This is a genomic window from Falsirhodobacter halotolerans (assembly GCF_022899245.1).
Classification (GTDB): domain Bacteria; phylum Pseudomonadota; class Alphaproteobacteria; order Rhodobacterales; family Rhodobacteraceae; genus Falsirhodobacter; species Falsirhodobacter halotolerans.
This window is the reverse complement of the sequence record NZ_JALJAZ010000001.1, coordinates 788,018-811,284: the sequence shown is the minus strand read 5'-3', so window position 1 is coordinate 811,284 and position 23,267 is coordinate 788,018. Positions and strand designations below refer to the sequence as shown.

Sequence of the window (23,267 nt, the reverse complement as noted above, 5' to 3'; positions counted from 1 at the left end):
ATCCCCCCTTCCCGTCAATGGACCCTTGAGAGATCGGTTGGGACGGCCTATCTCCCCCCTTATGACAGCCCCCCTGATCGACCCGTTCCAGCGTCCCATTTCCTATTTGCGCGTGTCGGTCACCGACCGCTGCGATTTCCGCTGTCTGTATTGCATGGCGGAACAGATGACGTTCCTGCCCAAGGCCGACCTTCTGACGCTGGACGAACTGGACCGGCTTTGTTCGTCCTTCGTCGATCTGGGCGTGAAGAAGCTGCGGATCACCGGGGGGGAGCCGCTGGTCCGGCGCAACATCATGTCCTTCTTCCGCGCCATGTCCCGCCATCTGGACAGCGGACGGCTGGAGGAGCTGACGCTGACCACGAACGGGTCGCAGCTTGCGAAATATGCCGATGACCTGGCCGCCTGCGGCGTGCGGCGGATCAACGTGTCGCTGGACACCCTGGATGCAACGAAGTTCACCCACATCACCCGCTGGGGCCGGCTTGAGCAGGTGCTGGAGGGGATTGCCGCCGCCAAGGCGGCCGGGATGCGCGTAAAGATCAACACCGTGGCGCTGAAGGGCTTCAACGAGGACGAGCTCTTCACCCTTGCCGACTGGTGCGCACGCGAAGGGCACGATCTGACCTTCATCGAAGTGATGCCGATGGGCGATATGGAGGGGCGGCTGGATCAATACTGGCCCTTGGCCGATCTGCGCGCCCGGTTGGCCGAACGCTTCACCCTGCATCCGCTGACCGAACGGACTGGCGGACCTGCCCGTTATGTGCGCGTCGGCGAAACGATGCAGAAGATCGGCTTCATCACGCCGCTGACCCACAATTTCTGCGAAAGCTGCAACCGCGTGCGGCTGACCTGCACGGGCGAATTGTATCTGTGCCTGGGACAGGAGGATCGCGCCGATCTGCGGGCGGTTCTACGCGACAGCGACGATGAGGACGTTCTGCGCGCGGCCATCCGTGACGCGATCACCCGCAAGCCGAAAGGCCACGATTTCGACTACGGTCGTCAGACCGTGGCGGGACAGATGCCCCGCCACATGAGCCATACCGGCGGTTAGGCCGCCAGCAGGGCCTTCGCCTCATAGGCCTTGAGAACCCGGCGTGCCGACTGGCCATAGCTGTCGGGCATTGCGCGCAGTTCGGGGAAGATCGCGAACAGTTCCTCACGCGTGGCCTCGGCCAAACCGCCTATGCTGTAGCTGGCGGGATGGAAGCTCTCGGTCGGGGCGCCGTTGGCGAAGATGACCTCGTGCTTGTCGAAGATCATGTGCAGATAGGTCACCTGCTCCACTTCCTCGATCACGGCGCGGGTGCCGTCCACCATGTGCTTGGCCGCCGTCAGAACCTCACGCGCGCCGAACATCAGTTCGGACCGGAAGGATTGCAGCAGCATCCGGTGCTGCGGCGACACCAGCAGATCGGCCGTCAGTCCGGGCACCGCCCCCTGAAGCAACCGCACCGGTGCAAAGGCGCCCTGGCCCGAGACGGTGGAGTTGCCGATCCAGCGGATGGCCTGCGGTCCGTTGTCCCGCGTGATGACCATGTCACCCGCGCGCAGCGTTTCGACCGGACGCAGACCGGAGGTCGTCAGGATCATCGCGCCGGGCGTCAGGCAGATCACCTGCTCGATGTTCTTGTAGTGAACCTTCGTTCCGTCCTTCAACGTCACGACGCCCGAACCGTCCCACAGGCCCTTGTCGTTCATGTTCTTCTGGTTACGCCAGCCCTCGGCCTTGCCAAGGTTCAGAACGTCGCCCGGGTTGTCCTTGGAGACGGCCTCGTTATCGCCACCATCGACATAGATGTCGCGATCCTTGACCATGTCGCGGTCGATCGAGTCATCCAGCCAGAAGTAGTCGTTTCCGTTTCCACCGCTCGCATCGTCACCCCGGCCGATGACCAGCAGGTCGTTTCCGTCCCCGCCCAGCATCGTATCCTTGCCAAGGCCGCCGACCAGAACGTCATTGCCCGCACCACCCTTCAGCAGGTCGTTCCCCGCACCGCCGTCAATGATGTCGTCACCGTCACCGCCCAGGATCGTGTCGTTGCCAGCGCCGCCCTTCAGAAGGTCGTTCCCGGTGCCGCCGTCGATGTAATCGTCGCCTTCGCCACCCAGGATCGTGTCATTGCCGGCATCGCCCTTCAGGACGTCGTTCCCGGTGCCGCCGTCGATGTAATCGTCGCCGTCACCGCCCAGAATCGTGTCGTGGCCCGCTTCGCCCTTCAGGGAGTCGTTTCCGGTGCCGCCTTCGATGTAGTCGTTGCCGTCGCCGCCCAGGATCGTGTCATCCCCCGCGTCGCCATAGAGGGAGTCGTCCCCACCACGCCCATCGATGAAATCGTTGCCGTCACCGCCATGAATGACGTTGGTGTAGGTGTCGTTGGGATCCTTGCTGGAGTTGTCGAACCCGATCAGCGTGTCATCGAATTTCGAACCATAGATGCCATCGATGCCGACAAGCGTGTCGCCTTCGGCATGACCGCCCTTGGCGATGCCCTTGCCCAGGTCGATGTTCACGCCCGCATTTGAATCGCGGTAATCGACATAATCCATGCCGCTGCCGCCATCCAGATAATCGGCCCCTGCCCCGCCGTTCAGCGTGTCGTTGCCGCTGCCGCCATACAGCTTGTCGTTGCCCGTCCCGCCGTTAAGCGAGTCGTTCCCCGATCCGCCGTGCAGGGTGTCGTTGCCGCCACCGCCATACAGGGCATCATGGCCATCGTCGCCATACAGGACATCGTCGCCTTCCTGATTGGACGTCGCGGTATAGCTCATGTCGCCCACATAGATCTCATGCGGGTGATAGGCATTGCTCGACGCGCCGTTGGTGTAGATGACATCAATCTTGGAAACAGGGCCCTTGATGACGATCTGGGCAATGCCCTTTTCGTCCAGCGGGCCGTTCGTGCGGGCCGAAGTGGCCCCCTTGATGACCGCTTCGCCCGTGGTCGTCACCGAGGGCTGGCCACCATAGGTATAGGTTACCGGAAGAAGTTTGCCGTCCGGCCCATAGGCGCGGATCGTCACCACATCGACGAAGTTCCCCTTGTCGCTGTAATAGCAGTCGATGTCGTGAATCTTGAAGCTGACGTTATCGACCGTCGTGGTGCCGTCGGCGGACGTCGGGCTGAACTTCGTCGTAAGGGTGTCCGTCGCACCCTTGCCGCTTTGATACATGCGGACACCGGACTGGCCGCCGTATTCGACGATCTGACCCGAAGAGTTCTGCCCCGTCGGGTTATAGCCCACAGTCATCTTGATCGGGCCGTCCTCGACCTGCTGGCTTTTGGCGTCTTGGAATTCCTTCCACTGGATGGTGGACGACGTGACCTGAGCCGCGCCGTCTTTCACATCACCATAGATGGTATCGTTGCCGGCGCCGCCGAAGATCGTGTCATTGCCCGAGCCGCCGATCAGAAGATCGTCCCCGCCCTTGCCATAGACGACATCGTTGCCGCCTTTCGCGTCGATGGTGTCATTGCCATCGGTCCCGTAAAGGGTATCGTTGCCGTTGGTTGCCGTGCCGCCGCTGGATTGGCTGGTCATCGCACACTCCTGTGTCATGGGGGCGGCATGCGCCCGATGATGGTTGGAAGTGATGCGAAGCGCCTGTTCCGCGCGAGGGTCAAACCGCGGGACCGTTCCTTTGGCACCGCTTTTAAAATAGCGACAAATCGGTCGCAGTTTTAATGGTTAACAGAGTATTATTTCACCCATGCCATTGATAACAATGGGTTCGTTTCTGGGTTTATTGAATTTATTTTCATTACACCCAAGGTTGAATTACTCTCTTAATGCGTGTCGTTTAAAACAATTATGGGTTGAAACGAATCAATTGGCCTTGTGCTCGCGCGTCGTTCTTCACCGTCGCGCCCCCTCCAAACCAGCCGCGCACATAGCCTAAGGTGGCCGTGGAGGACCCTATTGCACCCCGCGCGAGGATGCACTAAACCCTCCCTACCTCGGGCAACGGCGGGTTGGCGGAGAGGTTACGCAGCGGATTGCAAATCCGTGAAGACCGGTTCGATTCCGGTACCCGCCTCCATCTCCTCAAAGCTGGTTCAGATGATCGCCCCGTGCGGTGGCGAAGGTTTGACCATGCAGACCACCTCATCGCCTTCGTCGCAATGGATCAGCCGACGGCACAATTCTTCCCATATCACCCTCAGGGATGGCGGGTCATGAGCACCGCCCCCGTTTGACGGATGTTTCCTCTTCGAATCCCGCCGCATCGGAGGTTCGGGTCCACGCCATGTGTCGCCAGATCAGAATCTCCGGCACAGGATGAGCCGCTCAGGAACGGACACTTATCGCCGCGCGAAGTCTCTATGCCATCCCCGCCGGGTTTTCTTTTCCGACACGATTACGAAAACCGTCCTCGATCCAAAATGTGACAGTTTTAAGCTTCACAGAAAATTATTGAGCTTCGCGCGAATATCGCTCGCTATTTTATTCAAGGCCGGTAAAAGCAACTCAAAGTTGTCTCCCCTCCCCCCCCCTTATTTCCGGTGATTGCACATGCCTTCGAACACCAGCTCAAATCCTGCGACCAATTCCGATCAAACCGTCCAAGGGGCGGCGGATGACGGTGCCGTCACCGGCGGGGGCGGCTCGGACATCGTAACCGGTGGTCCGAACGGCCAAGTCATTCGCGGGGATGGCCCCGTCGAGGGGCAGTGGAGCTATGCCGTCTATGACCGCGATTTCGATGGGTCGAACAACCAGGCCCCCACGATCACCTCGGGTGAGCTGGTGGGAAGCGGCTATGTCACGGATTTCGACGTCGGCAACCTTGCCAACGTGTCCCGCGGAACACCGCTGACGAACGATGCCAATGACTTTGGCGTTATTTTCACCAGCACGCTGAACGTCACCTCCGGCGGCACCTATACGCTCACCACATCTTCGGACGACGGGTCGCGCGTCATCATTCGCGATGCGGACGGCAACGCCCTCAACTTCACGAATGCGGACGGCGCGGTCCTGCCGTATCTGAACAACGACTACCATCAGGGCACGACCGAGCGTTCGGCCACAGTCCAGCTCGATCCCAACCAGACCTACTCGATCGAGATACAGTATTGGGAAAACGGCGGAGCGGACGTTCTGCAAGGCAGCATCACCGGACCGGACACCGGGGGCGCGCGTCAGAACCTTGCCAACAGCACCATGCTGGGCGTCCCGCCGGCGGCTCTCAATCAGGTTGACGGCAACGACACCCTTTATGGGGGCGAAGGCGCGGATACGCTTTATGGCGACGGTGGCGACGACACCATCTATTTCGGGCGCACCGATGAGGCGTATGGCGGCACGGGCAACGACCGGTTCATCTGGGACGCCGACACAAATCGCAATCCGGAAGCCGAAGGCGGTGTCGTCACGATCGATGGCGGCGCCGAAGATCTGTCCGACGGGGGTTTGGGAGACACGCTCGATCTTGGCACGCTAACCCAGGATTACACGGTCACGATCACGGAGACGAATGGCCCGTCGAAATCCGGCAATGTCGTGTTGGCGGACGGCACGATCATCAACTTCACGAATATCGAACGGATCGTCTGCTTCACCTCGGGAACGATGATCCAGACGGTCAGCGGGCCCCGGGCGATCGAGACGCTTGCGGTTGGCGATCTGGTGGTCACGCGCGACAACGGCCTTCAGCCCGTGCGCTGGATCGGCACCTCGACCGTCAGCGCGCAGGGCGATTTCGCGCCGATCCGAATCAGCTCCGGGGCAATTCCCGAATTGCAAAGCGACATTCTGGTCTCGCCCCAGCACCGCATGTTGATTGAAGGATACCGCGCCGAATTGCTGTTCGGACAGCGGGAGGTCTTTGTGTCCGCCCGCCACATGGTGGACGGTAAATTCGTGACCGTCGATACGCAGGATCAGATCACCTATATCCACCTGCTTTTCGACCAGCACGAGGTGATCTTCGCCAATGGTGTTCCCAGCGAAAGCTTCCATCCCGGAAGCTATGGCGTGGACGGCATGAACGATCGCGCCCGGGAGGAGCTGTTCGCCCTGTTCCCGACGCTGCGTTCGTCCTGCGATGCTTATGGCAAGACCGCACGTCGCGTGCTGAAACGGCGTGAAACGGCCGCGCTTCTGGCCTGATCGTAAACCAGGGCTGAAATGAATAACCCCGCCACGCGCGGGGTTATTTCTGTTTCAGACCGGCGGGCATTCGCGCAACCTGGCGGCCTTCAATGCGCCCGTTCCACCCGCGAGGGCCCGTCACGCCCCCCCGCGGCCCTTCGCCACAGCGCCGCAATCTGCGCCGCCACCGCCGCGGGCTGCTCCTGCGGTATCAGATGGGCCGCATCGTCGATCACCTCGACCGTTCCCTTGGCATAGAACGGCCGGTTCAACCTGCGCTGCGCCCCCGGCCCCAGATCCCCGTCCGACTGCCCGGCCAGAATGAGGGCGGGCACATCCATCACCGGCACCTGCGCGCGGCAATCCTCCGCAACGCCCTCGGTCAGCCACCCCGTCCACGCCGCGGGCGACGTTCGGCACAGGTCGGCAACCATCCGGTCGGCGCAGGCCGATGGGAGCGGACCGGCGGTGTTCCCGGAAAGAAACTCGCGCGCATGGTCCGCCGTCATCGGCCCGTCCGCGACCCAGCCCAGCATCGTGCGACGACGCGCCTCGTCGATCGGTTCGGGGGAGGGTGGCGATCCGGCGATCAGAACCACGCCCGCCAGCCCCTCGGGCCGGGTCGCCGCCATGAGGGTCGCGAATTTGCCGCCCATGCTGTGCCCCACGACAACCCAAGGGCCCGCCACCTCTGCCCGGACGCGGTCCTGCAGGTGGGTCAGCGTCGCTTGGACGCTTGACGCCCCCCGGGCCGCCAGATCGCCGAACCCCGGCAAATCCAGCGCCAGACACTTCCCCACCGGGGTCAGATGGGGCCGAAGATCGTCCCAGGAACGGGCGCTCCCCCCCAGCGGATGAAGAAGAACGAAGGTCGGGCGGGCGGTGGCATGGGGCATGACGGGTCCAAGGTTGGGCGGGGGCAAACTCCTCACCCGTCATCGCGTTCCCGCCCCCCACGATCACACGGCGGGCACGGGCCCCTGCGGCACGATGCCGGTCGGATTGATCTGCCGGTGGCTCTCGTAATAATGGCGCTTGATATGCTCCATGTTCACCGTCTCCTCCACACCCGGAAGCGTCAGGAACGCATGGAGATACCGGTGCAGGTTCGGATAGGTCCGAATCTGGCGCAGGTTGCATTTGAAATGGCCGTGATAGACGGGATCGAACCGGACCAGCGTCGTGAACAGGCGGATGTCGGCCTCGGTCACCTCATCCCCCGTCAACCAGCGCGATCCGTCCAGAACGCCCTCCAGCCAGTCCAGCGTCCCGAACACCTCGGCCACCGCCTCGTCATAGGCCTGCTGCGTCATGGCAAATCCCGCACGATAGACGCCGTTGTTCAGCGTGGGATAGATGCGGTCGTTCAGCGCGTCGATGCGCGAGCGAAGGTGTTGGGGGTAATAGTCCCCCGCTTTCGCGCCCACACCGTCGAAAGCCGTGTTGAACATCCGAAGGATCTCGGCGGATTCGTTCGACACGATCGTGCCCCGCGCCGTGTCCCAAAGAACCGGAACCGTCACCTTGCCCGTGTAATCCGGCGCGGCGGCAGAATACAGGCGGTGCATATGATCCGCGCCCAGAACCGGGTCGCCCGTCACGCAGGGGCCGTCCTCGAACGACCAGCCCTGCTCGCCCATGTGCCAATGGACGACCGACAGGCCGATCATGCCCTCCAACCCCTTGAAGCGCCGCAGGATCGTCGTTCGGTGGGCCCAGGGGCAGGCCAGACTGACATAGAGGTGATAGCGGCCCGGTTCGGCCGCAAAGCCACCCTCGCCGCTTGGCCCGGCGGAACCGTCCGGCGTGATCCAGTTGCGAAACCCGCTTTGCGTCCGCGCGAAGCGGCCGTCGGCGCTGTCGGGAACGACGCCCCCGGCCTGCCAGACCCCATCGACAAGCTGCCCCATGATCGTCTCCTCTATGGTGTTCAGGGGGGACATAGGCGCGCGCCCCGCCGTTGACAGGCCGCCCCGGTCACGGGCGGGTGCCCGGTGGACCCGAGGGGCGGTTTGACCCCGAAATCCGCCAGCCACACCCCTGCCGCAAGAGGGATTTGCGTTAATCGCCCCTGTCGGGTCGCTTTTTCGGCCTATCTGCGGTAACAGGCCGGTGATGGCGCGTGATCCCACCTCTGCACAGATCGCCCCCTCGCCGTTTGAAACAACATATGGACAGTGCATTTGACAGACACTCCGCAAGTCCCACTCGACCCTGAAACCCCGGAGGCCATTCCCGCCCCCGAGGGCGCGACCCAGGTGATCGAGACCGAATACGAGATCGGTCAGGACAATATCAGCTACCGCCGCCGGTTCGTGTTCGAACTGGACATTCACAACGTCGTCTTCAGCGTCTCGGCCATTGGCATTGTGGCTTTCACCCTGCTGACGTTGATGTTCCAGAACATATTGGGGCCGGCCTTCGCCGGCCTGCGGGATGCGCTGACCTCGAACCTCGACTGGTTCTTCATCATCACCGCAAACATCTTCGTGGTGCTGTGCATCGCGCTGGTGATCCTGCCGCTTGGCCGGATCCGTCTGGGCGGGCCGGAGGCCACCCCGGACTATTCCTACGCCTCCTGGTTCTCGATGCTGTTCGCGGCGGGCATGGGCATCGGCCTCATGTTCTATGGCGTGTCCGAACCCTTGGGCAACTTCACCGCGGCCTTCGCGGGTCCCGAATTCGCCGCCGACGGCACCCGCATCGATTGGGCCCCCCTGAACGGCATGGCGGGCAACGAAGAGGGGGCGCGCCGTCTGGCCATGGCCGCGACCATCTTCCACTGGGCGCTGCATCCGTGGTCGATCTATGCCATCGTCGCCCTGTCGCTGGCGCTGTTCTCGTTCAACAAGGGCCTGCCGCTCACCTTCCGCTCCATCTTCTATCCGGTCCTGGGCGAACGCGTCTGGGGCTGGCCGGGGCACGTGATCGACATCCTCGCGGTTTTTGCGACGATCTTCGGCCTGTCCACCTCGCTTGGCATCGGCGCGCAGCAGGCCGCCGCCGGTCTGGACTTCCTGTTCGGCATTCCCAGCAGCACCGGCATGATGATCTTCCTGATCATCGTGATCACCGCCATCGCCGCCGCCTCGGTCCTGGCCGGGATGGACAAGGGCGTGAAACTTCTATCCGAGATCAACATGGCCATGGCGGCCCTTCTGCTGCTGTTCATCGTGCTGGTCGGGCCCACGGCGCAGATCGTCTCGGGCTTCTTCAAGAACCTGCTCGCCTATGTCGAATACCTGCCCGCCTTGTCCAACCCGATCGGGCGCGACGATGACAACTTCCGTCAGGGCTGGACCGCATTTTATTGGGCATGGTGGATCAGCTGGTCGCCGTTCGTGGGCATGTTCATCGCCCGTGTCAGCCGGGGCCGCACCGTGCGGGAATTCCTGCTGGCCGTGCTGATCATCCCGTCGATCGTGTCCACGCTGTGGATGACCGCGCTTGGCGGCACCGCCATCAGCCAGGTCGTGACCCAAGGCCTGACCTCGGTGCAGGACGCGGCGCTGGAAATCCAGCTGTTCGAAATGCTGTCCCATCTGCCGCTGACCGCGATCACCTCGGTCGTGGGGATCCTGCTTGTCTGCGTGTTCTTCGTCACCTCGTCGGATTCCGGTTCGCTGGTGATCGACACGATCAGCGCGGGCGGCAAGGTGAACGCGCCGGTGCCGCAGCGGGTGTTCTGGGCCACGTTCGAAGGTATGCTCGCCATCGCGCTGTTGCTGGGGGGCGGGTTGACCGCGCTTCAGGCCATGGCCGTGTCGACCGGCTTTCCCTTCGCCATCGTTCTGTTGGGCGCCGCGGTTTCGCTGGTCGTGGGCCTGATGCGCGAACCGCGCTAACCTTTCGGTTCCGTCCCTTCGGGGGCGGAACTTTCCCCTGCCGCGCCTCGTTCTTTCGGTAACCACATATCGGAGAGAGCCGAATGCGCCTGCAAGGAAAAACCGTCGCCCTGCTGATTTCCCCCAAGGGAACCGAGGATGCCGAATTCGTCCAGCCCAAGAAGGCGCTGACCGAAGCGGGCGCCAAGGTCGTCGTGATCAGCACCAAGGCAGACGACGCGGCCACGGTTGAAGGCGATCTGTCGCCCAAGGGCCAGCACCCGGTCGACCTGACCTTCATGGACGCCAATACCGACGATTATGACGCCGTGGTCATTCCCGGCGGCACCGTGGGGGCCGACACGCTGCGCGCGGATGAGGACGTGACCACCTTCGTCCGCCGGTTCTTCGAACAGGGCAAGCCCGTCGCCGCCATCTGTCACGCCCCGTGGCTGATCATCGAGGCGGATGAGGCGCGGGGACGCACCCTCACCTCCTATCCGTCACTGCGCACCGACATCCGCAACGCGGGCGGCACCTGGGTCGATCAGGAGGTTGTCGTGGACGACGGCGTCGTGACCAGCCGCACGCCGGACGACCTGCCCGCCTTCTGCGACGCGGTCATCGACATGATCGCCGGCGACTGATCCCATGGACGGGTCGGTGGAACACCATGTCGCCCCAAGCCGCAGGTTTCCGCTGCCCCTCGCCTTTATCGCCTTGGCCGTGGCACAGGTCGGCGCGCTGGTGATCCTCGGGCGTGGCTGGGGCGCAGGGTGCGAGGGGGTGTTCCAGATGGCCCCCTCGCCCGAGTGCAATTCCCAGCACCCCGCCGACGCCTATTCCCTGCTGCATGTGGGGTTCGGCATGGCGCTGGCGGTTCTGTTCCACGCCCTACGGCCCGCCTGGCCCGCCAAGGACATCGTCCTGCTCGTCGTCTTTTCGTCGGTCCTGTGGGAGGTGGCGGAAAACCTGCCACCCATGATCGCGATGTTCGGCTATGAACCGGGCGATCCGCTGGCATATTTCGGGGATAGCATTCCCAATTCGATCGGTGACACGCTGGCCGCCGCCCTTGGTGCCTTCGTCGCCGGTCGGCTTCACGCGGCGGCGGTGATCGCCATCGTCATCGCGATCGAGGTCGGGGTCAGTCTGGCCATCGACGACGGCTATGTCATTGCGCTGCTACGAGCGTTCGGCGCGGCATGAGCGCGGCCTCGATCCGGTCCACCGACATCTTTACCCCGCCCCCCGCCGGAAAGCGGGCCGCATTGCGCGCGAAGGTGGGATCGCGCAACAAACGCTCCACCGCCGCCTGAACCTTTTCCACCCCAAGCCGATGGCGCGACAGGCGCAGACCCGCGCCGTGATGCACCACCCGCGCCGCCACCCCGAACTGATCGAAGGCGAGCGGAATCGCCAGCAACGGCACGCCGCGCATCAACGCCTCCATCACCGTGTTCAGCCCGCCATGGGTGATGCACAGATCCGCTTGGTCCAGCACCGTTTCCTGCGGCACGAAGGCCCGCACCCACGTCGCGCCGATTCGGTCGGCCTGCGCGTCGGACAATCCGCCGCCATGCGAAACCAACAGCTGCACCCCCGCACGCCGGCACCCCTCCGCAATGCGCCGCAGAAGGTGCAGACGGTGCCCCTGCAAGGTCCCGAACGAGGCATAGACGAAGGGCCGCGACGGGTCTGGCCGGATGTCGGACACCACGCTGCGTTCCGGTCCGCGCAGGGGCCCCACCTCCACCACCGGACCCTCGGGGCGCGGGAAGTCGAACCCTGGCAGGGTCTGCGACAGGGTCAACAGCGGCGACAGGCACTCCTCCATCCCCCGCCGCGGACCCAGACCGAAGCGGTCGGCCCAGGACGCGATCATGCGGTTCTGCCGCCAAAGGATCATCCGCGCCACCCGTTCCCCCCCGGCATTGCGGCGCAGACCGCGTTCGGACGGATCGAAAGGCCAGCCCAGAAACGGCAGCGGCACCCCCGGCGCGGGATCCAACGGCAGCGCGCAGGCCACGGAGATCTGCGGCAGGCCCAGATAATCCGCGATGAGGCCGGTCGCGGGTTCGGTCTGATCGCCCAGTATGACGTCCATATCCCGCAGGCGGTCGGCCATGCGGCACAGATGATCCATCCGCCGCACCCCTGCCGAAATGGCGTGCCGACGAAGCCCCACATGCGACGGGGGCGGCCCGCATCGCAGAACCTTCACATCCCCCGCCACCTCCACCCCTTCGGGCAGCACGAAGGTCACCTCATGCCCGCGCGTGACCAGACCGGCCGCCAGCGCCGAAAACGCGTGCAGGTGGCTGGCATAGGGTGGGCAAAGGACGGCAAAGCGCATGACAGGTCTCGGATTGGCAGGCCATGTGGGACCGCCGCCGCCCGCGCGTCAATCCCCATCCGTCATTGCAGGGTGGATCAGAGGCCGATAATGTCCGGCGCAAACATCTGGGGGGACGGACCATGATCCTGTGTTGCGGCGAGGCGCTGATCGACATGCTGCCGAAGGACGGGGCGTTCGTGCCCCATGCGGGCGGCGCGGTGTTCAACACGGCCATCGCCCTTGGCCGTCTGGGCGCGCAGGCGGGATTCCTGTCGGGCCTGTCCACCGATCTTTTCGGCGCGAAGCTGACCGAGGCGCTTGCGGCATCCCATGTCGATACCGGCCTTGCGCCGCGCAGCGACCGGCCCACCACGCTGGCCTTCGTCACCCTGACCGACGGGCAGGCCAGCTATGCCTTCTATGACGAGAATACCGCCGGGCGGCTTTTGTCCGAAGGCGATCTGCCCGCCCTGCCCGAAACCATCGGCACGCTGTTCTTCGGCGGCATCTCTTTGGTCAGCGAACCTGCCGCCGACACCTATGCCGCCCTGCTTGCGCGCGAATCCGCGTCGCGCGTGGTCATGCTGGACCCCAACATCCGTCCCGGTTTCATCCGCGACGCCGCGCGGTATCGTGACCGGATCGGGCGGATGATGGCCGGGGCCGACATCGTCAAGCTGTCGGATGAGGATCTGCACTGGCTGGAAGGTCCGGGGGATACGGTGGCGTTGGCGCAAGCGTTGCTGGACCGCGGGCCGAAGGTGGTTCTGCTGACCGAAGGGGCGGAGGGCGCGCGCGCCATTACCCGCCGCACGACGCGCCGCGTGCCCGCCCGCAAGGTGACCGTGGCCGACACGGTGGGCGCGGGCGACACGTTCAACGCGGGGTTTCTGGCGGCGCTGGACCGCGCGGGGGCGCTGACGAAAACGGCGGTGGCGGACCTGTCCGACGATCTGCTGGACGCGGCGCTGACCCTTGGCATCCGTGCCGCCGCCATCACCGTCTCACGCGCGGGGGCCAACCCGCCCTGGGCGCGCGAAGTGTGAGGGCGCTGCTGCAACGCGTCTCCGAGGCGTCGGTCACGGTTGATGGGGCCGTGACGGGGCGGATCGGGGCGGGCCTTCTGATCCTTGTCTGCGCGATGAAGGGCGATACGGAGGCGAATGCCGACGCGCTGGTGGCCAAGATCCTGAAGCAACGCATCTTCCGCGACGACGCGGGCAAGATGAACCTGTCGCTGCTGGACACCGGCGGCGCGGCCCTTGTGGTCAGCCAGTTCACGCTGGCCGCCGACACGTCGCGCGGGACCCGCCCCGGTTTTTCCGCCGCCGCCGCGCCGGATGACGGGCGGCGCCTTTACGATCACACCGTCGCCCGCATGGCCGCGCAGGTGCCCACCGAAACCGGCATCTTCGGGGCGGACATGCAGGTTGCGCTGGTCAATTCCGGTCCCGTCACGATCTGGGTTGAGGCATAGGGCCCGCATCCCTATATTCGGGGGGAACAAAGGATCCCGCCCATGACCGACACCACCGCCGCCGAAGGCGCCCCGATCATCAAGCCGTCCGCCACCGACCATCCGCTCTATGAACAGGTGGTCGATGCCTGCCGCACGGTTTATGACCCCGAAATCCCGGTCAACATCTATGACCTGGGCCTGATCTACACCATCGAGATCAACGACGCGTCCGAGGTGGAGATCCTGATGACCCTGACCGCCCCCGGCTGCCCCGTGGCGGGCGAGATGCCGGGCTGGGTCGCCGACGCCGTCGAACCCCTGCCGGGGGTCAAGCATGTCAATGTCGGCATGACCTTTGACCCGCCCTGGGGGATGGAGATGATGTCGGACGAAGCGCGTCTCGAACTCGGATTCATGTGAGGACACGATGTTCAACATTCCCGGAAAGCAGGCGGTCAGCATCACCCCCGCCGCCGCGAAACAGATCGCCCGCCTGATGACCAGACAGCAGTCCGCCGGGCTGCGGATCGGTGTCAAGAAGGGCGGCTGCGCGGGCATGGAATACACCATGGACTATGTCGCCGCCGTCGATCCCATGGATGAGACGGTGGAACAGGACGGCGCGCGGGTGATGATCGCCCCCATGGCGCAGATGTTCCTGTTCGGGACGGAAATCGACTATGAAACCTCGCTTCTGGAATCGGGGTTCAAGTTTCGCAACCCCAACGTGGTCGATGCTTGCGGCTGCGGGGAATCGGTGAAGTTCCGCGAGTAATCTTTTCCTTTTGCCCGCCATGCCCTAGCCTTTGGTGCAAACCCAAGGAGATATCATGCGCGGATTGGCTGCCGGAAACTGGAAGATGAACGGAACGGGCGCGGACCTGGCCGAGGTCGAGGCCCTTCTGGCCGCCCACCCCTCCCCCGCCTGCGATGTGCTGATCTGCCCGCCCGCCACGCTTTTGTCGCGCATGGTGGCGACGGGGATCGCGGTCGGCGGGCAGGATTGCCACGCGAACCCCTCCGGCGCACATACCGGCGACATCTCGGCCCAAATGCTGGCCGAGGCGGGGGCGACCTATGTCATCCTCGGCCATTCCGAACGCCGTGCCGATCATCATGAAACCGACGCTCAGGTGGCCGAAAAGGTGAAGGCCGCGCAGGAGGCGGGCCTGACCGCCATCGTCTGCGTGGGCGAGATGGAGGCCGACCGCGACGCCGGGCGCACCCTTGACGTGATCGGCGCGCAGATCGACGGCTCGCTGCCCGATGGGGCGACGGATATCGTCGTCGCCTATGAACCCGTCTGGGCCATCGGCACCGGCCGCACCCCCACGCTGGAACAGATCGCCGAGGTGCACGCCTTCCTGCGCGACCGCCTTGCCCCGCGGTTCGGCGATCAGGTGCGCCTGCTTTATGGCGGTTCGGTCAAGCCCGCCAACGCCGCCGAGATTTTCGCACTGCCCAACGTCAACGGGGCCCTGGTCGGCGGCGCCAGTCTGAAGGCCAGCGATTTCGGCGCGATCATCGCCGCGCTGACCTAGAACGCCCACGATCGGCGCAGGGTGCGGATGCGGTCCCGCACCTCGCTCCGCACCTGCCCCTCGCGTGGGGGGTCGAGGAGGGTTGTCATCATCCCCTCCTCCGGTGGGGGACGCGCGCCGCCGCCCCAGCTCAGCCCCCGCAGAACCGCCTCGGCCTTGGGGGGCAGGCGGTCGGGCACGTCCTGCCCCGACAGGGCGGCCCAGATGCCGGCCCAGCAGCGCCCCACCGACCAGGGGTTGTATCCACCGCCGCCCGTCACGATCAGGCGCGGACACAGATCGCGCAGCGCCAAAGCCACCTCGCGATGCGCGTTGTTGGACAAAGCCAGCCGGGACAGCGGATCTTCCTCCACCGCATCCGCCCCGCATTGCAGCACGATGGCATCGGGGGCAAAGCGGTCCACGGCGGGCAGGATCAGATCCTGCAGGATCGCCCGCATCTCGGTATCGTTGAACCGGCGCGGCACGGGCAGGTTCAACGCGTTCCCCCCCGCATCGTCCTCCAACAGCCCGGTGAAGGGCCAGCGCCCCTCCTCATGGACGGATATCAGGCGAATGTCGGGATCGCCCGCGAACCCCGCCTGCACCCCGTCGCAATGATGCGCGTCGATATCGACATAGGCGATGCGCTGCATTCCGAAATGGCGCAAGGCCAGCATCCCCAGCACGCAATCGTTCAGATAGCAGAAGCCGTTGGCCCGATCTGGCATCCCGTGATGCGTGCCGCCCCCCGGCACATGCACCACCCCACCGTCCCGCACCAGTTCGGCGGCCAGCATCATGCCCCCCACCCCGGTGGCGGGGCGGCGAAACATTTCGGGGAACAGCGGGTTCGACAGGGTGCCCAGATGATGGCGCTGCAACATGACCTCGGTCGGGGTTTTCCGCCCCTCCGCCTCCTGCAAAGCGCGGATATAGGCGGGGTCGTGCCATGCCGACAGCGCCTGTGCCGTTGCGCGCGGGCTGGTGCGATATTGCGCGGCGGGCAGCCAATCCAAGGCGCGCGCCAGATCCAGCACGGTGGACACGCGCGGCACCCGCAGCGGATGCGCCCGACCATAGCTGGAATGGCGATAGATTTCAGCCCCGATCAGAATGGGAAAGGAAGGATGCAACGGATCGCCCTGCGCTGTAATGGCCCCATCGAACGATAGGCCGCGTGTCGCCGTAATCCCGAATTTTGGTGTTTTTCCGACAGGCGCTTGAAAGTCCCGCCCTTTTCCCGGACCCTGTCCGCTCCCCAGCCCCAGAACACGCCCATGCCCGAAGTGACCGACAATCGGCTTCCCCCACCCACCCTGTCCGCCCGGCGGCAGGTCTGCGCCTTGTGCTGGCGGCGCAAGGGCAACGAGGTGCAGGTTCTTCTGATCACCAGCCGCGAAACCGGCCGATGGGTGATGCCGAAGGGCTGGCCGGTCAAGGGGCAGGTCGACGCCAATTCCGCGGCCCAGGAAGCATGGGAGGAGGCGGGCGTGTCGGGAACGGTCGGGGCGGTCATCGGACATTATGCCTATGACAAGGTTGTCGGGCGCGGCTCGCCGCGGGAACGGCACCTTCCATGCGAGGTGGACGTCTATGACCTGCGTGTCGACGCCCTTGCGAAACGCTACCCCGAAGCCAAGCAGCGGCGGCGGAAATGGTTCGCCGTGTCAGAGGCGGCCCGACGCGTGGACGAACACGCCCTTCGGGCGTTGCTGGGCCACTTCTCCCCCATGACATGACTTGAATGTCGGCGGAATATCCGTACCTCAGTTCGTGTGAGACGATGGGAAACGGCATGATCCGATACGACCTGAAATGCGCGGACGGCCATGCGTTTGACGGATGGTATGCCTCGTCCGATACGTTCGACGCGCTGCTGCGCGCGGGTCAGGTCACATGTTCGGAATGCGTATCCACTCATGTGGAAAAGGCGTTGATGGCCCCCAGCGTCACCGCAACGTCGGAAGATCGGCGCAAGGCGCTGGCCGACCTGAAACGAGAGATCGAGGCCACCTCCACCTATGTCGGCACCGAATTTGCTGAAGAAGCCCGGCGCATCCACAACGGAGAGGCGCCGGGCCGGTCGATCTATGGCGAGGCCCGTCTTGAGGACGTGCGCCGCCTTATCGAAGACGATATTCCCGTGGCACCCCTGCCCTTCCGGCCGACGCGACGGGCCAATTGATCACACCCAATAAGGTGCCACGCCGTAATAGCCGTAGAAAGATGTGGCCCATGCGCGGTCATCTTCCCAGTTGTCGGGACGCACGGGCGCACCTTCCAGCTGGTCCTTGGTCACATCGGTGACATATCCGCCCAGTTCGGTATCGTAACGCAGCTTGCGCCACGGCAGCGGATGATGCCCTTCGCCCATACCGAGGAAGCCGCCGAAACCCATGACGGCATAGGCGACGTTGCCCGACTGCTTGTCGATCATGATGTGGTCGATGCTGCCCAGTTTCTCACCCGAGGGGCTGTAGACCTTGGTGCCGTCCACTTCGCGGCTGGAAATCGTGCTGCTGGCCATGATGTCTCCTCCCAAAATGACATGCGGTAAAAACGTGCAAGGGGGACAGAGGTTCCCCTGCCCCCGGCTTCGGTATCAGCGGTCGGCGTCCGGAAGGGCCTTCAGCTCCTCCAGCGACAAGCGCGTGACATAGGCATAGCGGCCATCCTCGCCCGGAATGAGGCGAACGGCATCCGTGGGCAGGAACACGTCCTTGTCGCCCAGGCCAAGGATGCCCCCGACTTCGGCGATGATGCCGATCATCTGACCGTCATCCGACAAAACCACGTCCTCGATCTCGCCGATATCGTCCCAATCGGTGCTGATCTGGGTGTAGGTTGCGTTGCCGAAGGTCGATTGTTCGATGCCGGTCTGGATGCTGTAGATGTCGCCATCCTTGATGTCGTCGACGCGGACGCTCCCGCTGGGCAGGGCCGTTTGCGCCATCGCCATCGATGCCGTCAGGCCGAATACGGCTGCCGAGGTTACCAAGCGTTTCATGTCGTTGCTCCTTCTGGTCTCTGGAAGGGCAACGTGTCGGGCGGGCCGGGGTTCCGCCCTACCGGCTCAGGCGTTCCATCGGTGCGCGGAAGGTCGCGCGCAAGCCGGTGGGAAGATAGTCGATATCGGCATCGCCGCTGCCCAGACCTGCCTGGATCAGCCGTGAGCCGAACCCCTTTCGCCCCGGCGTCGGGTTGGGCGGGGGGCCGCCCGTCTCGGTCCATGTCAGAACAAGATGGCGGTCCTCGATGGACCAATCGATATGCACCCGCCCCCCGGGCACGGACAGCGCGCCATACTTCATGGCGTTCGTGGTCAATTCGTGCAGCAGCATGGTGGTGGACAGCGCCACCTCCGACCCCATGTCCACATCGGGGCCGACCGCCAGAACCCGGTCCGCCCCGCCAGCCACCTGCACCGTCCCGGCAATGATCGCGCCCAGTTGCGTTGCCACCCACCGTTCATGCGCCAAAAGGTCATAGGCGGAGGCCATGGCCCCCAGACGGCTGGAGAATATGGCGACCGCGTTCTTGTCCATCGCCCCGAAGGTCTGTCGCGCCACGGCGGTGATCATGGCGAAGGTGTTCTTCAGCCGGTGGCTCATCTCATGATTGGCGATGCGGCGGTCTTCCTCGGACCGCAGATGCATCAGGGCCGAATGGATGCGGTCGCTGACGGCGCGAATGAAGACGACGTCGGCATCGCTGAGTGGGCGGGGCCAATCGAAATGCACGAAGCTGACCAGGGTGAATTCGCCATCGTGAAAGATCGGCACGTTGATCAGCACCCGGATGCCGATATCCAGAAGCGCCTTGGCCTGCTCCTTCGTGCGCTCATCCTCGGCCACGTCGGGGATGATCACCAGTTCCGACCGCTTCAGATCGTCCAGAAAGCTGCCGTAATCGCGGAAATGATGCGTCCCGGCCAAGGAGGAAACGCCCGGCATCCGCCACTCGGGCTGCATCTCGACGCGTTCCGCAACCTCGTCCACGATGCCGAACCCCGCGCGGGTGGGGCGCAACACGTCGGCCATGCAGGCCGAGCCGAGCGTCACCACCTCGGCTGCCGTTCTGGCCCCACGAAGGCGGTCGCCCAGATCGGCCAAGGCGCGCGACTGTTCCGCGGCCAGCCGCAAGGACGCGTTGTGCTGTTCGACATCCGACACCCAGCGGACCTGACGCTGGCGCATCGTGATCTCGGTGGAGATCTGCTGGCTCAGCGTGGTCAGCGCCAGAAGTTCGTCCTCGGTCAGCCCCTGCGGCCGGGGGACGTAATCCATGACGCACAGCGCCCCGATCAGCACATCATGAACGCGCAGCGGCACCCCGGCATAGAAGCGGACCTCCGGCCCCTCGGTCACGAGCGTGTTGTTGGCGGTCCGCTCGTCCAACCGCAGATCGTGGATCACCAGCGGTGTGCCTTGCGCCACGGTGAAGGCGCAGATGCTTTGGCTCAGCGGGGTTTCGATCAGGTCCGTGCCCGACGCGGCCTTGAACCACTGCCGGTCGCGATCCAGCAACGAGATCAGGGCGATGGGAGTCCGACAGGCCAACCGCGCCAAAAGCGCAAGATTGTCGAACGACCGTTCCACCGGGGTATCAAGAATACCCAAGGCGTCCAACATCTCATAACGAAGGTTCTCGGGCACGGGCAGGGAAAACTTTCAGGAAGATAACCGGAACATTTTTCTATAGAAGGCGTTGATTTTTGCAAGAGCTAAAGGAGCTTCCCATGACGTCCCACCCCCGCCCGCCTGTCAGGCCAGCCCTCGCGGCGTGCCATGTCCATCCTGCAGGGGGGCGCTGATCATGGGACGCACGGGCATTCTGGTCGGCGCGGCGATCATCATCGTCCTGATCATCTATCTGACCTGACATTTCCGGGGCGCGGCGCGGGCCGCGCCCCGACGATCATGCGCGGTGCACCTGAAGTCCGGCAAAGGACTGGTTCACCGGCATCACTTCCAGCACGTTCACGTTGATATGCGGCGGCAGGGTGCCCAGCCACCACATCGTTTCCGCCAGATCGTCCGAGGTCAGCGGCGCCGCCCCGGCATAGAGGGTGTCATGCGCCTGCTGGTTCCCGTTCGTCCGCACCAGCGTGAATTCGCTTTCGGCCATGCCCGGCTCCAACGAGGTGACGCGCACCCCCGTCCCGTGCAGATCAGCCCGCAGATTCAGGCTGAATTGCTTTACGAACGCCTTCGTCGCGCCATATACGTTGCCGCCCGCATAAGGCCAGTTGCCCGCGATGGAGGATAGGTTGATGATCCCACCCTTGCGATCCCTCAGCACCGGGATCAGTTTCAGCGTGGTGGCCATCAGGCCCTTTATGTTGGTGTCCACCATCCGGTGCCAATCGGTCAGGGACACGTCGGGCACGGGCTTGGTGCCAAGGGCCAGCCCGGCATTGTTGATCAAAAGGTCGATGCCCGCGAACCCGGCCGGCAGTCCGTCGATCGCGGCGGACATACCCGCCTCATCCGTGACATCGACGCACAGGGGGTGGAACGCATCCCCCAACTCGGCGCGCAGCGCCTCCAGCCGTTCGGCGCGGCGCCCGGTGCCGACCACCTGCCAGCCGCCCGTAACGAAACGGCGCGCCGCCGCCTGACCGAAGCCGGCGGTCGCGCCGGTGATGAAGACAGTTTTCATTTCACATCCTTCGTTGTCGTCTGCGCATCGTCGGGCGCGCGGTCGGGCCAGAACCGGACCCCGGGCCGCGCCAACCCGCCACCAAGGGCCACCGCCGTGCCATCGGCACGCCAGCAGGCCGCCCCCGTCATATCGCCTTGGGTCCCGAACTCAATGGCGTTCATCCCGCCGCCGATATGGGGCATGACCTTGATGTCGTGCCCCATGGCCTGCAGCTCCGGGGCAAGGGGGGCGAAGGCCTTCTCCACCTCCACCACATGGCCTTCGGTCCAGATGCGGGGGGCCTCCACCGCCTCCTGCACGGTCATCCCGTGGTCGATCAGGTTGACGATCCCCTGCAAGATCGACGGAAAGATCCGCAGGCCGCCCGGCATTCCCAAGGCAAAGGCAGGCCGCCCGTCCTTCATCACGATCATCGGCGCCATGGAGGTCGGCACCCGTTTGCCCGGCACCACAGACAGCGCCTTGCCCGGGCGCGGATCGAAGTTCATCATATAGTTGTTGGGGATGATCCCCGTCCCCGGCACGACGAACCGCGCCCCGAACAGCCCGTTGATCGTGTGGGTGGCGGTGACGATGTTGCCGTCCTTGTCGGCCACGGTCACATGCGTGGTGTCGGCACTTTCGCGCCCCGCGACGAAGGCCCCGACCGGCCCCCCGATCCGCGCCGCGCAGTCGGCGGCATAGGCCTTGGAGGTCAGCCGCGCCACCGGCACATCGACAAAGGCCGGATCGCCCGAGCTTTGACGGCGGTCGGCAAAGGCGATCTTCAGCACCTCGGCCAGCAGATGCAACCCGGCGGGCGTGCCGAAACCCAGCCCCTTCACGTCATACCCTTCAAGGATGTTCAGCATCTGCGTGATATGCACCCCCGACGACGCGGGCGGCGGCGGGCCGATCACCTCATACCCGCGATAGGTGCCTGCGATGGGTGTTCGGTCCAGCGCCGTGTATCCCGCCAGATCCTCCAGCGTCAGAAAGCCCGTGTGATCGTCGCCCGTGGCCATGCGGTCCACCAGCGCCGCCCCAAGCGCGCCGCCATGCAGCGCCCCGGCCCCTTCGGTCTGAATCAGCCGCAGGCTTTCGGCGTAATCGCCCATGACCACCCGGTCGCCATGGCGCAGCAGATCGCCCTTGGGCGCAACCACCGCCGCCATGGCCGGATCGGCCAGAAGATCGTTCGCGAATTCCTGCACCGCGCCCGCCAGGTAATGGGTGGCGGTGAACCCGCGCGAGGCCGCGCGGATCGCCGGTTCCACCACATCGGCAAAGGGCAGCTTGCCGAACCGCGCCTGCATGTCGCACCAGCCGCGCAGGTTGCCCGGCACGGCCACGGCGGACGCGCCGACCATGCTGCGCCGCCCTACGGTGTCCATATAGCGCTTGGGCTCGTCCGACACGGGGGTATACATGTCGGGCGTCATCGACGCCGCCGCACTGGACAGGGCATCGATGACGATGTTCGTGCCATCCGCCATGCGGATATGCGACAGACCGCCCCCCGCGATGCCGACCATCATCGGCTCCACCACCGTCAGGGTCAGCAGGGTGGCGACGGCGGCGTCCACCGCATTGCCGCCCGCCGCCAGCATCTCGGCCCCCGCCGCCGCCCCCATGGGGTGGTTCGCGACAACCATGCCACCGGCCCCGTGGGCGGGCCGCTTTTCGCAGGTGAAGGGCAGCATCGCGGTCATGCCAGCTTGGCCATGACGCGGGCGGTGGCCCCGGACAGATCGCCCAGCTTCGCCTCACCCGCGCGGACCTGCCCTTCGCGCCCCTTGCCGCGCGCCTGCGTGTCGATGGCCTTCTGCGCTTCGGACGCCACTTCGTCGCGCGGCAGGACCAACACACCGGATTCGTCGGCCAGAACCGCATCGCCCGGCATGACGACGGTGTTGCCGCAGGACACCGGCACGTTGATCGCCCCGCCGATGTCGTAAAGCCGCGTGGTGATGGGCGAGATGCCACGGCACCACATGGGGAAGTCCGAGGCCTCGATCTCCTCAAGGTCGGTGCACGGGCCGTCCACCGCCGCGCCGACGGCCCCGGCCGCCTTGGCCCCCACCGTCACGCCCCCGCCCCAGCAGGCATAGCGGTCGTCGTGCAGGCGATCCACGATGACGAAATCGCCCGGACGGATCAACGACAGCAGATGGTGCAGCAGCGTCGAATCCGGCCCCGGAATGGCGATGGTTACCGCCGTGCCCACCACCCGGCGGCGCGGGATCAGCGGCTGGATCTGGCGCGACAGGAACCCGAACTGGCGCCAATGGCCCATCGTCGCCGTTTCACATTGCGCCAGCAGGTCCAGATCGGCCTGCGGGATCTGTTCGGGCATCGGGTTGATCTTGTAGCTCATA

The 23,267-nt window shown here is 64.8% G+C and carries 23 protein-coding genes and 1 tRNA gene; 13 read left to right on the top strand and 11 right to left on the bottom strand.

Features of this window, described 5'->3' with window-relative positions:
* The first annotated feature begins 61 nt into the window (after positions 1 to 61).
* Positions 62 to 1,060, top strand: a complete 999-nt coding sequence (moaA, locus tag MU449_RS04315) for a GTP 3',8-cyclase MoaA (RefSeq protein WP_244736776.1) — start codon at positions 62 to 64, stop codon at positions 1,058 to 1,060.
* On the opposite strand, the gene MU449_RS15780 is transcribed toward moaA, so the two are convergent.
* Positions 1,057 to 3,549, bottom strand: coding sequence for a Hint domain-containing protein (locus MU449_RS15780; protein WP_280517628.1), 2,493 nt, complete (start codon positions 3,547 to 3,549; stop codon positions 1,057 to 1,059). The genes moaA and MU449_RS15780 overlap by 4 nt on opposite strands.
* A 425-nt stretch (positions 3,550 to 3,974) precedes the next feature.
* On the opposite strand from MU449_RS15780, the gene MU449_RS04295 reads away from it, so the two are divergent.
* Positions 3,975 to 4,048: transfer RNA gene (locus MU449_RS04295), tRNA-Cys, on the top strand.
* A gap of 473 nt (positions 4,049 to 4,521) precedes the next feature.
* On the top strand, positions 4,522 to 6,120 hold the full coding sequence (locus tag MU449_RS04290; protein WP_244736775.1) for a Hint domain-containing protein: 1,599 nt from the start codon (positions 4,522 to 4,524) through the stop codon (positions 6,118 to 6,120).
* An 89-nt stretch (positions 6,121 to 6,209) separates the two neighbouring features.
* Here MU449_RS04290 and MU449_RS04285 read toward each other — a convergent pair whose 3' ends face one another.
* Both MU449_RS04285 and MU449_RS04280 read right to left on the bottom strand, forming a co-directional pair.
* Positions 6,210 to 6,998 (bottom strand): alpha/beta fold hydrolase, encoded by a 789-nt coding sequence (locus tag MU449_RS04285; protein ID WP_244736774.1) that lies wholly within the window; start codon positions 6,996 to 6,998, stop codon positions 6,210 to 6,212.
* Between the two features lie 63 nt (positions 6,999 to 7,061).
* Positions 7,062 to 8,012, bottom strand: coding sequence for a glutathione S-transferase family protein (locus tag MU449_RS04280; RefSeq protein ID WP_244736773.1), 951 nt, complete (start codon positions 8,010 to 8,012; stop codon positions 7,062 to 7,064).
* 273 nt (positions 8,013 to 8,285) lie between these two features.
* On the opposite strand from MU449_RS04280, the gene MU449_RS04275 reads away from it, so the two are divergent.
* The 3 genes from MU449_RS04275 (at position 8,286) to MU449_RS04265 (ending at position 11,135) form a co-directional block, all read left to right on the top strand.
* A complete protein-coding gene (locus MU449_RS04275; protein ID WP_244736772.1) occupies positions 8,286 to 9,947 on the top strand; it encodes a BCCT family transporter in 1,662 nt (553 codons plus the stop codon).
* A gap of 83 nt (positions 9,948 to 10,030) precedes the next feature.
* Complete coding sequence (locus MU449_RS04270) at positions 10,031 to 10,573, top strand: type 1 glutamine amidotransferase domain-containing protein (protein ID WP_244736771.1); 543 nt, start codon at positions 10,031 to 10,033, stop codon at positions 10,571 to 10,573.
* A 4-nt stretch (positions 10,574 to 10,577) separates the two neighbouring features.
* Positions 10,578 to 11,135, top strand: a complete 558-nt coding sequence (locus MU449_RS04265) for a DUF2585 family protein (protein WP_244736770.1) — start codon at positions 10,578 to 10,580, stop codon at positions 11,133 to 11,135.
* Here the strand turns inward: MU449_RS04265 and MU449_RS04260 are convergent.
* Positions 11,101 to 12,282: a glycosyltransferase gene (locus MU449_RS04260; RefSeq protein ID WP_244736769.1), complete on the bottom strand. Its 1,182-nt coding sequence runs from the start codon at positions 12,280 to 12,282 to the stop codon at positions 11,101 to 11,103. The two genes, MU449_RS04265 and MU449_RS04260, sit on opposite strands and share 35 nt — an antisense overlap.
* 122 nt (positions 12,283 to 12,404) lie before the next feature.
* Between MU449_RS04260 and MU449_RS04255 the strand changes: the two genes are divergently transcribed.
* The 5 genes from MU449_RS04255 to tpiA are packed head-to-tail and all read left to right on the top strand — an operon-like array spanning position 12,405 to position 15,264.
* Entirely contained in the window at positions 12,405 to 13,310 is a 906-nt protein-coding gene (locus tag MU449_RS04255; RefSeq protein WP_244736768.1) for a carbohydrate kinase family protein, read from the top strand.
* Positions 13,307 to 13,741: a D-aminoacyl-tRNA deacylase gene (dtd, locus tag MU449_RS04250; RefSeq protein ID WP_244736767.1), complete on the top strand. Its 435-nt coding sequence runs from the start codon at positions 13,307 to 13,309 to the stop codon at positions 13,739 to 13,741. Before MU449_RS04255 ends, dtd begins: the two co-directional genes overlap by 4 nt.
* A gap of 42 nt (positions 13,742 to 13,783) precedes the next feature.
* Positions 13,784 to 14,143: an SUF system Fe-S cluster assembly protein gene (locus MU449_RS04245; RefSeq protein WP_244736766.1), complete on the top strand. Its 360-nt coding sequence runs from the start codon at positions 13,784 to 13,786 to the stop codon at positions 14,141 to 14,143.
* Between the two features lie 7 nt (positions 14,144 to 14,150).
* Positions 14,151 to 14,498, top strand: coding sequence for a HesB/IscA family protein (locus tag MU449_RS04240; RefSeq protein ID WP_244736765.1), 348 nt, complete (start codon positions 14,151 to 14,153; stop codon positions 14,496 to 14,498).
* Between the two features lie 55 nt (positions 14,499 to 14,553).
* Complete coding sequence (gene tpiA, locus MU449_RS04235; protein ID WP_244736764.1) at positions 14,554 to 15,264, top strand: triose-phosphate isomerase; 711 nt, start codon at positions 14,554 to 14,556, stop codon at positions 15,262 to 15,264.
* Here the strand turns inward: tpiA and MU449_RS04230 are convergent.
* Entirely contained in the window at positions 15,261 to 16,379 is a 1,119-nt protein-coding gene (locus tag MU449_RS04230) for an acetoin utilization protein AcuC (RefSeq protein WP_244736763.1), read from the bottom strand. The two genes, tpiA and MU449_RS04230, sit on opposite strands and share 4 nt — an antisense overlap.
* 144 nt (positions 16,380 to 16,523) lie before the next feature.
* On the opposite strand from MU449_RS04230, the gene MU449_RS04225 reads away from it, so the two are divergent.
* Both MU449_RS04225 and MU449_RS04220 read left to right on the top strand, forming a co-directional pair.
* The gene (locus MU449_RS04225; protein WP_244736762.1) at positions 16,524 to 16,985 is read left to right on the top strand and encodes an NUDIX hydrolase; all 462 of its coding nucleotides are present in this window, start codon (positions 16,524 to 16,526) and stop codon (positions 16,983 to 16,985) included.
* A 56-nt stretch (positions 16,986 to 17,041) separates the two neighbouring features.
* Positions 17,042 to 17,431 carry a DUF1178 family protein gene (locus MU449_RS04220; protein ID WP_244736761.1) on the top strand — a complete coding sequence of 130 codons (390 nt, stop codon included), beginning with the start codon at positions 17,042 to 17,044 and terminating at the stop codon, positions 17,429 to 17,431.
* On the opposite strand, the gene MU449_RS04215 is transcribed toward MU449_RS04220, so the two are convergent.
* From MU449_RS04215 to MU449_RS04190, 6 genes are all read right to left on the bottom strand, one after another.
* Positions 17,432 to 17,773: a PRC-barrel domain-containing protein gene (locus tag MU449_RS04215; protein ID WP_244736760.1), complete on the bottom strand. Its 342-nt coding sequence runs from the start codon at positions 17,771 to 17,773 to the stop codon at positions 17,432 to 17,434.
* Positions 17,774 to 17,848: 75 nt separating this feature from the next.
* Positions 17,849 to 18,253 (bottom strand): PRC-barrel domain-containing protein, encoded by a 405-nt coding sequence (locus MU449_RS04210; RefSeq protein WP_244736759.1) that lies wholly within the window; start codon positions 18,251 to 18,253, stop codon positions 17,849 to 17,851.
* Between the two features lie 58 nt (positions 18,254 to 18,311).
* Positions 18,312 to 19,901: a GAF domain-containing protein gene (locus MU449_RS04205; protein ID WP_244736758.1), complete on the bottom strand. Its 1,590-nt coding sequence runs from the start codon at positions 19,899 to 19,901 to the stop codon at positions 18,312 to 18,314.
* Between the two features lie 262 nt (positions 19,902 to 20,163).
* Positions 20,164 to 20,907 (bottom strand): SDR family NAD(P)-dependent oxidoreductase, encoded by a 744-nt coding sequence (locus tag MU449_RS04200; RefSeq protein ID WP_244736757.1) that lies wholly within the window; start codon positions 20,905 to 20,907, stop codon positions 20,164 to 20,166.
* On the bottom strand, positions 20,904 to 22,601 hold the full coding sequence (gene ggt / locus MU449_RS04195; protein WP_244736756.1) for a gamma-glutamyltransferase: 1,698 nt from the start codon (positions 22,599 to 22,601) through the stop codon (positions 20,904 to 20,906). Before ggt ends, MU449_RS04200 begins: the two co-directional genes overlap by 4 nt.
* Positions 22,598 to 23,266, bottom strand: coding sequence for an RraA family protein (locus tag MU449_RS04190; RefSeq protein WP_244736755.1), 669 nt, complete (start codon positions 23,264 to 23,266; stop codon positions 22,598 to 22,600). Before MU449_RS04190 ends, ggt begins: the two co-directional genes overlap by 4 nt.
* Between the last annotated feature and the right edge of the window lies 1 nt (position 23,267).

Bases quoted from the DNA above. Each gene is read 5' to 3' on its own strand.
- moaA (WP_244736776.1), top strand. From the start codon at position 62: ATGACAGCCCCCCTGATCGACCCGTTCCAGCGTCCCATTTCCTATTTG.
- MU449_RS15780 (WP_280517628.1), bottom strand. From the start codon at position 3,549: ATGACCAGCCAATCCAGCGGCGGCACGGCAACCAACGGCAACGATACC.
- MU449_RS04290 (WP_244736775.1), top strand. From the start codon at position 4,522: ATGCCTTCGAACACCAGCTCAAATCCTGCGACCAATTCCGATCAAACC.
- MU449_RS04285 (WP_244736774.1), bottom strand. From the start codon at position 6,998: ATGCCCCATGCCACCGCCCGCCCGACCTTCGTTCTTCTTCATCCGCTG.
- MU449_RS04280 (WP_244736773.1), bottom strand. From the start codon at position 8,012: ATGGGGCAGCTTGTCGATGGGGTCTGGCAGGCCGGGGGCGTCGTTCCC.
- MU449_RS04270 (WP_244736771.1), top strand. From the start codon at position 10,031: ATGCGCCTGCAAGGAAAAACCGTCGCCCTGCTGATTTCCCCCAAGGGA.
- MU449_RS04265 (WP_244736770.1), top strand. From the start codon at position 10,578: ATGGACGGGTCGGTGGAACACCATGTCGCCCCAAGCCGCAGGTTTCCG.
- MU449_RS04260 (WP_244736769.1), bottom strand. From the start codon at position 12,282: ATGCGCTTTGCCGTCCTTTGCCCACCCTATGCCAGCCACCTGCACGCG.
- MU449_RS04255 (WP_244736768.1), top strand. From the start codon at position 12,405: ATGATCCTGTGTTGCGGCGAGGCGCTGATCGACATGCTGCCGAAGGAC.
- MU449_RS04245 (WP_244736766.1), top strand. From the start codon at position 13,784: ATGACCGACACCACCGCCGCCGAAGGCGCCCCGATCATCAAGCCGTCC.
- MU449_RS04240 (WP_244736765.1), top strand. From the start codon at position 14,151: ATGTTCAACATTCCCGGAAAGCAGGCGGTCAGCATCACCCCCGCCGCC.
- tpiA (WP_244736764.1), top strand. From the start codon at position 14,554: ATGCGCGGATTGGCTGCCGGAAACTGGAAGATGAACGGAACGGGCGCG.
- MU449_RS04225 (WP_244736762.1), top strand. From the start codon at position 16,524: ATGCCCGAAGTGACCGACAATCGGCTTCCCCCACCCACCCTGTCCGCC.
- MU449_RS04220 (WP_244736761.1), top strand. From the start codon at position 17,042: ATGATCCGATACGACCTGAAATGCGCGGACGGCCATGCGTTTGACGGA.
- MU449_RS04215 (WP_244736760.1), bottom strand. From the start codon at position 17,773: ATGGCCAGCAGCACGATTTCCAGCCGCGAAGTGGACGGCACCAAGGTC.
- MU449_RS04210 (WP_244736759.1), bottom strand. From the start codon at position 18,253: ATGAAACGCTTGGTAACCTCGGCAGCCGTATTCGGCCTGACGGCATCG.
- MU449_RS04200 (WP_244736757.1), bottom strand. From the start codon at position 20,907: ATGAAAACTGTCTTCATCACCGGCGCGACCGCCGGCTTCGGTCAGGCG.
- ggt (WP_244736756.1), bottom strand. From the start codon at position 22,601: ATGACCGCGATGCTGCCCTTCACCTGCGAAAAGCGGCCCGCCCACGGG.
- MU449_RS04190 (WP_244736755.1), bottom strand. From the start codon at position 23,266: ATGAGCTACAAGATCAACCCGATGCCCGAACAGATCCCGCAGGCCGAT.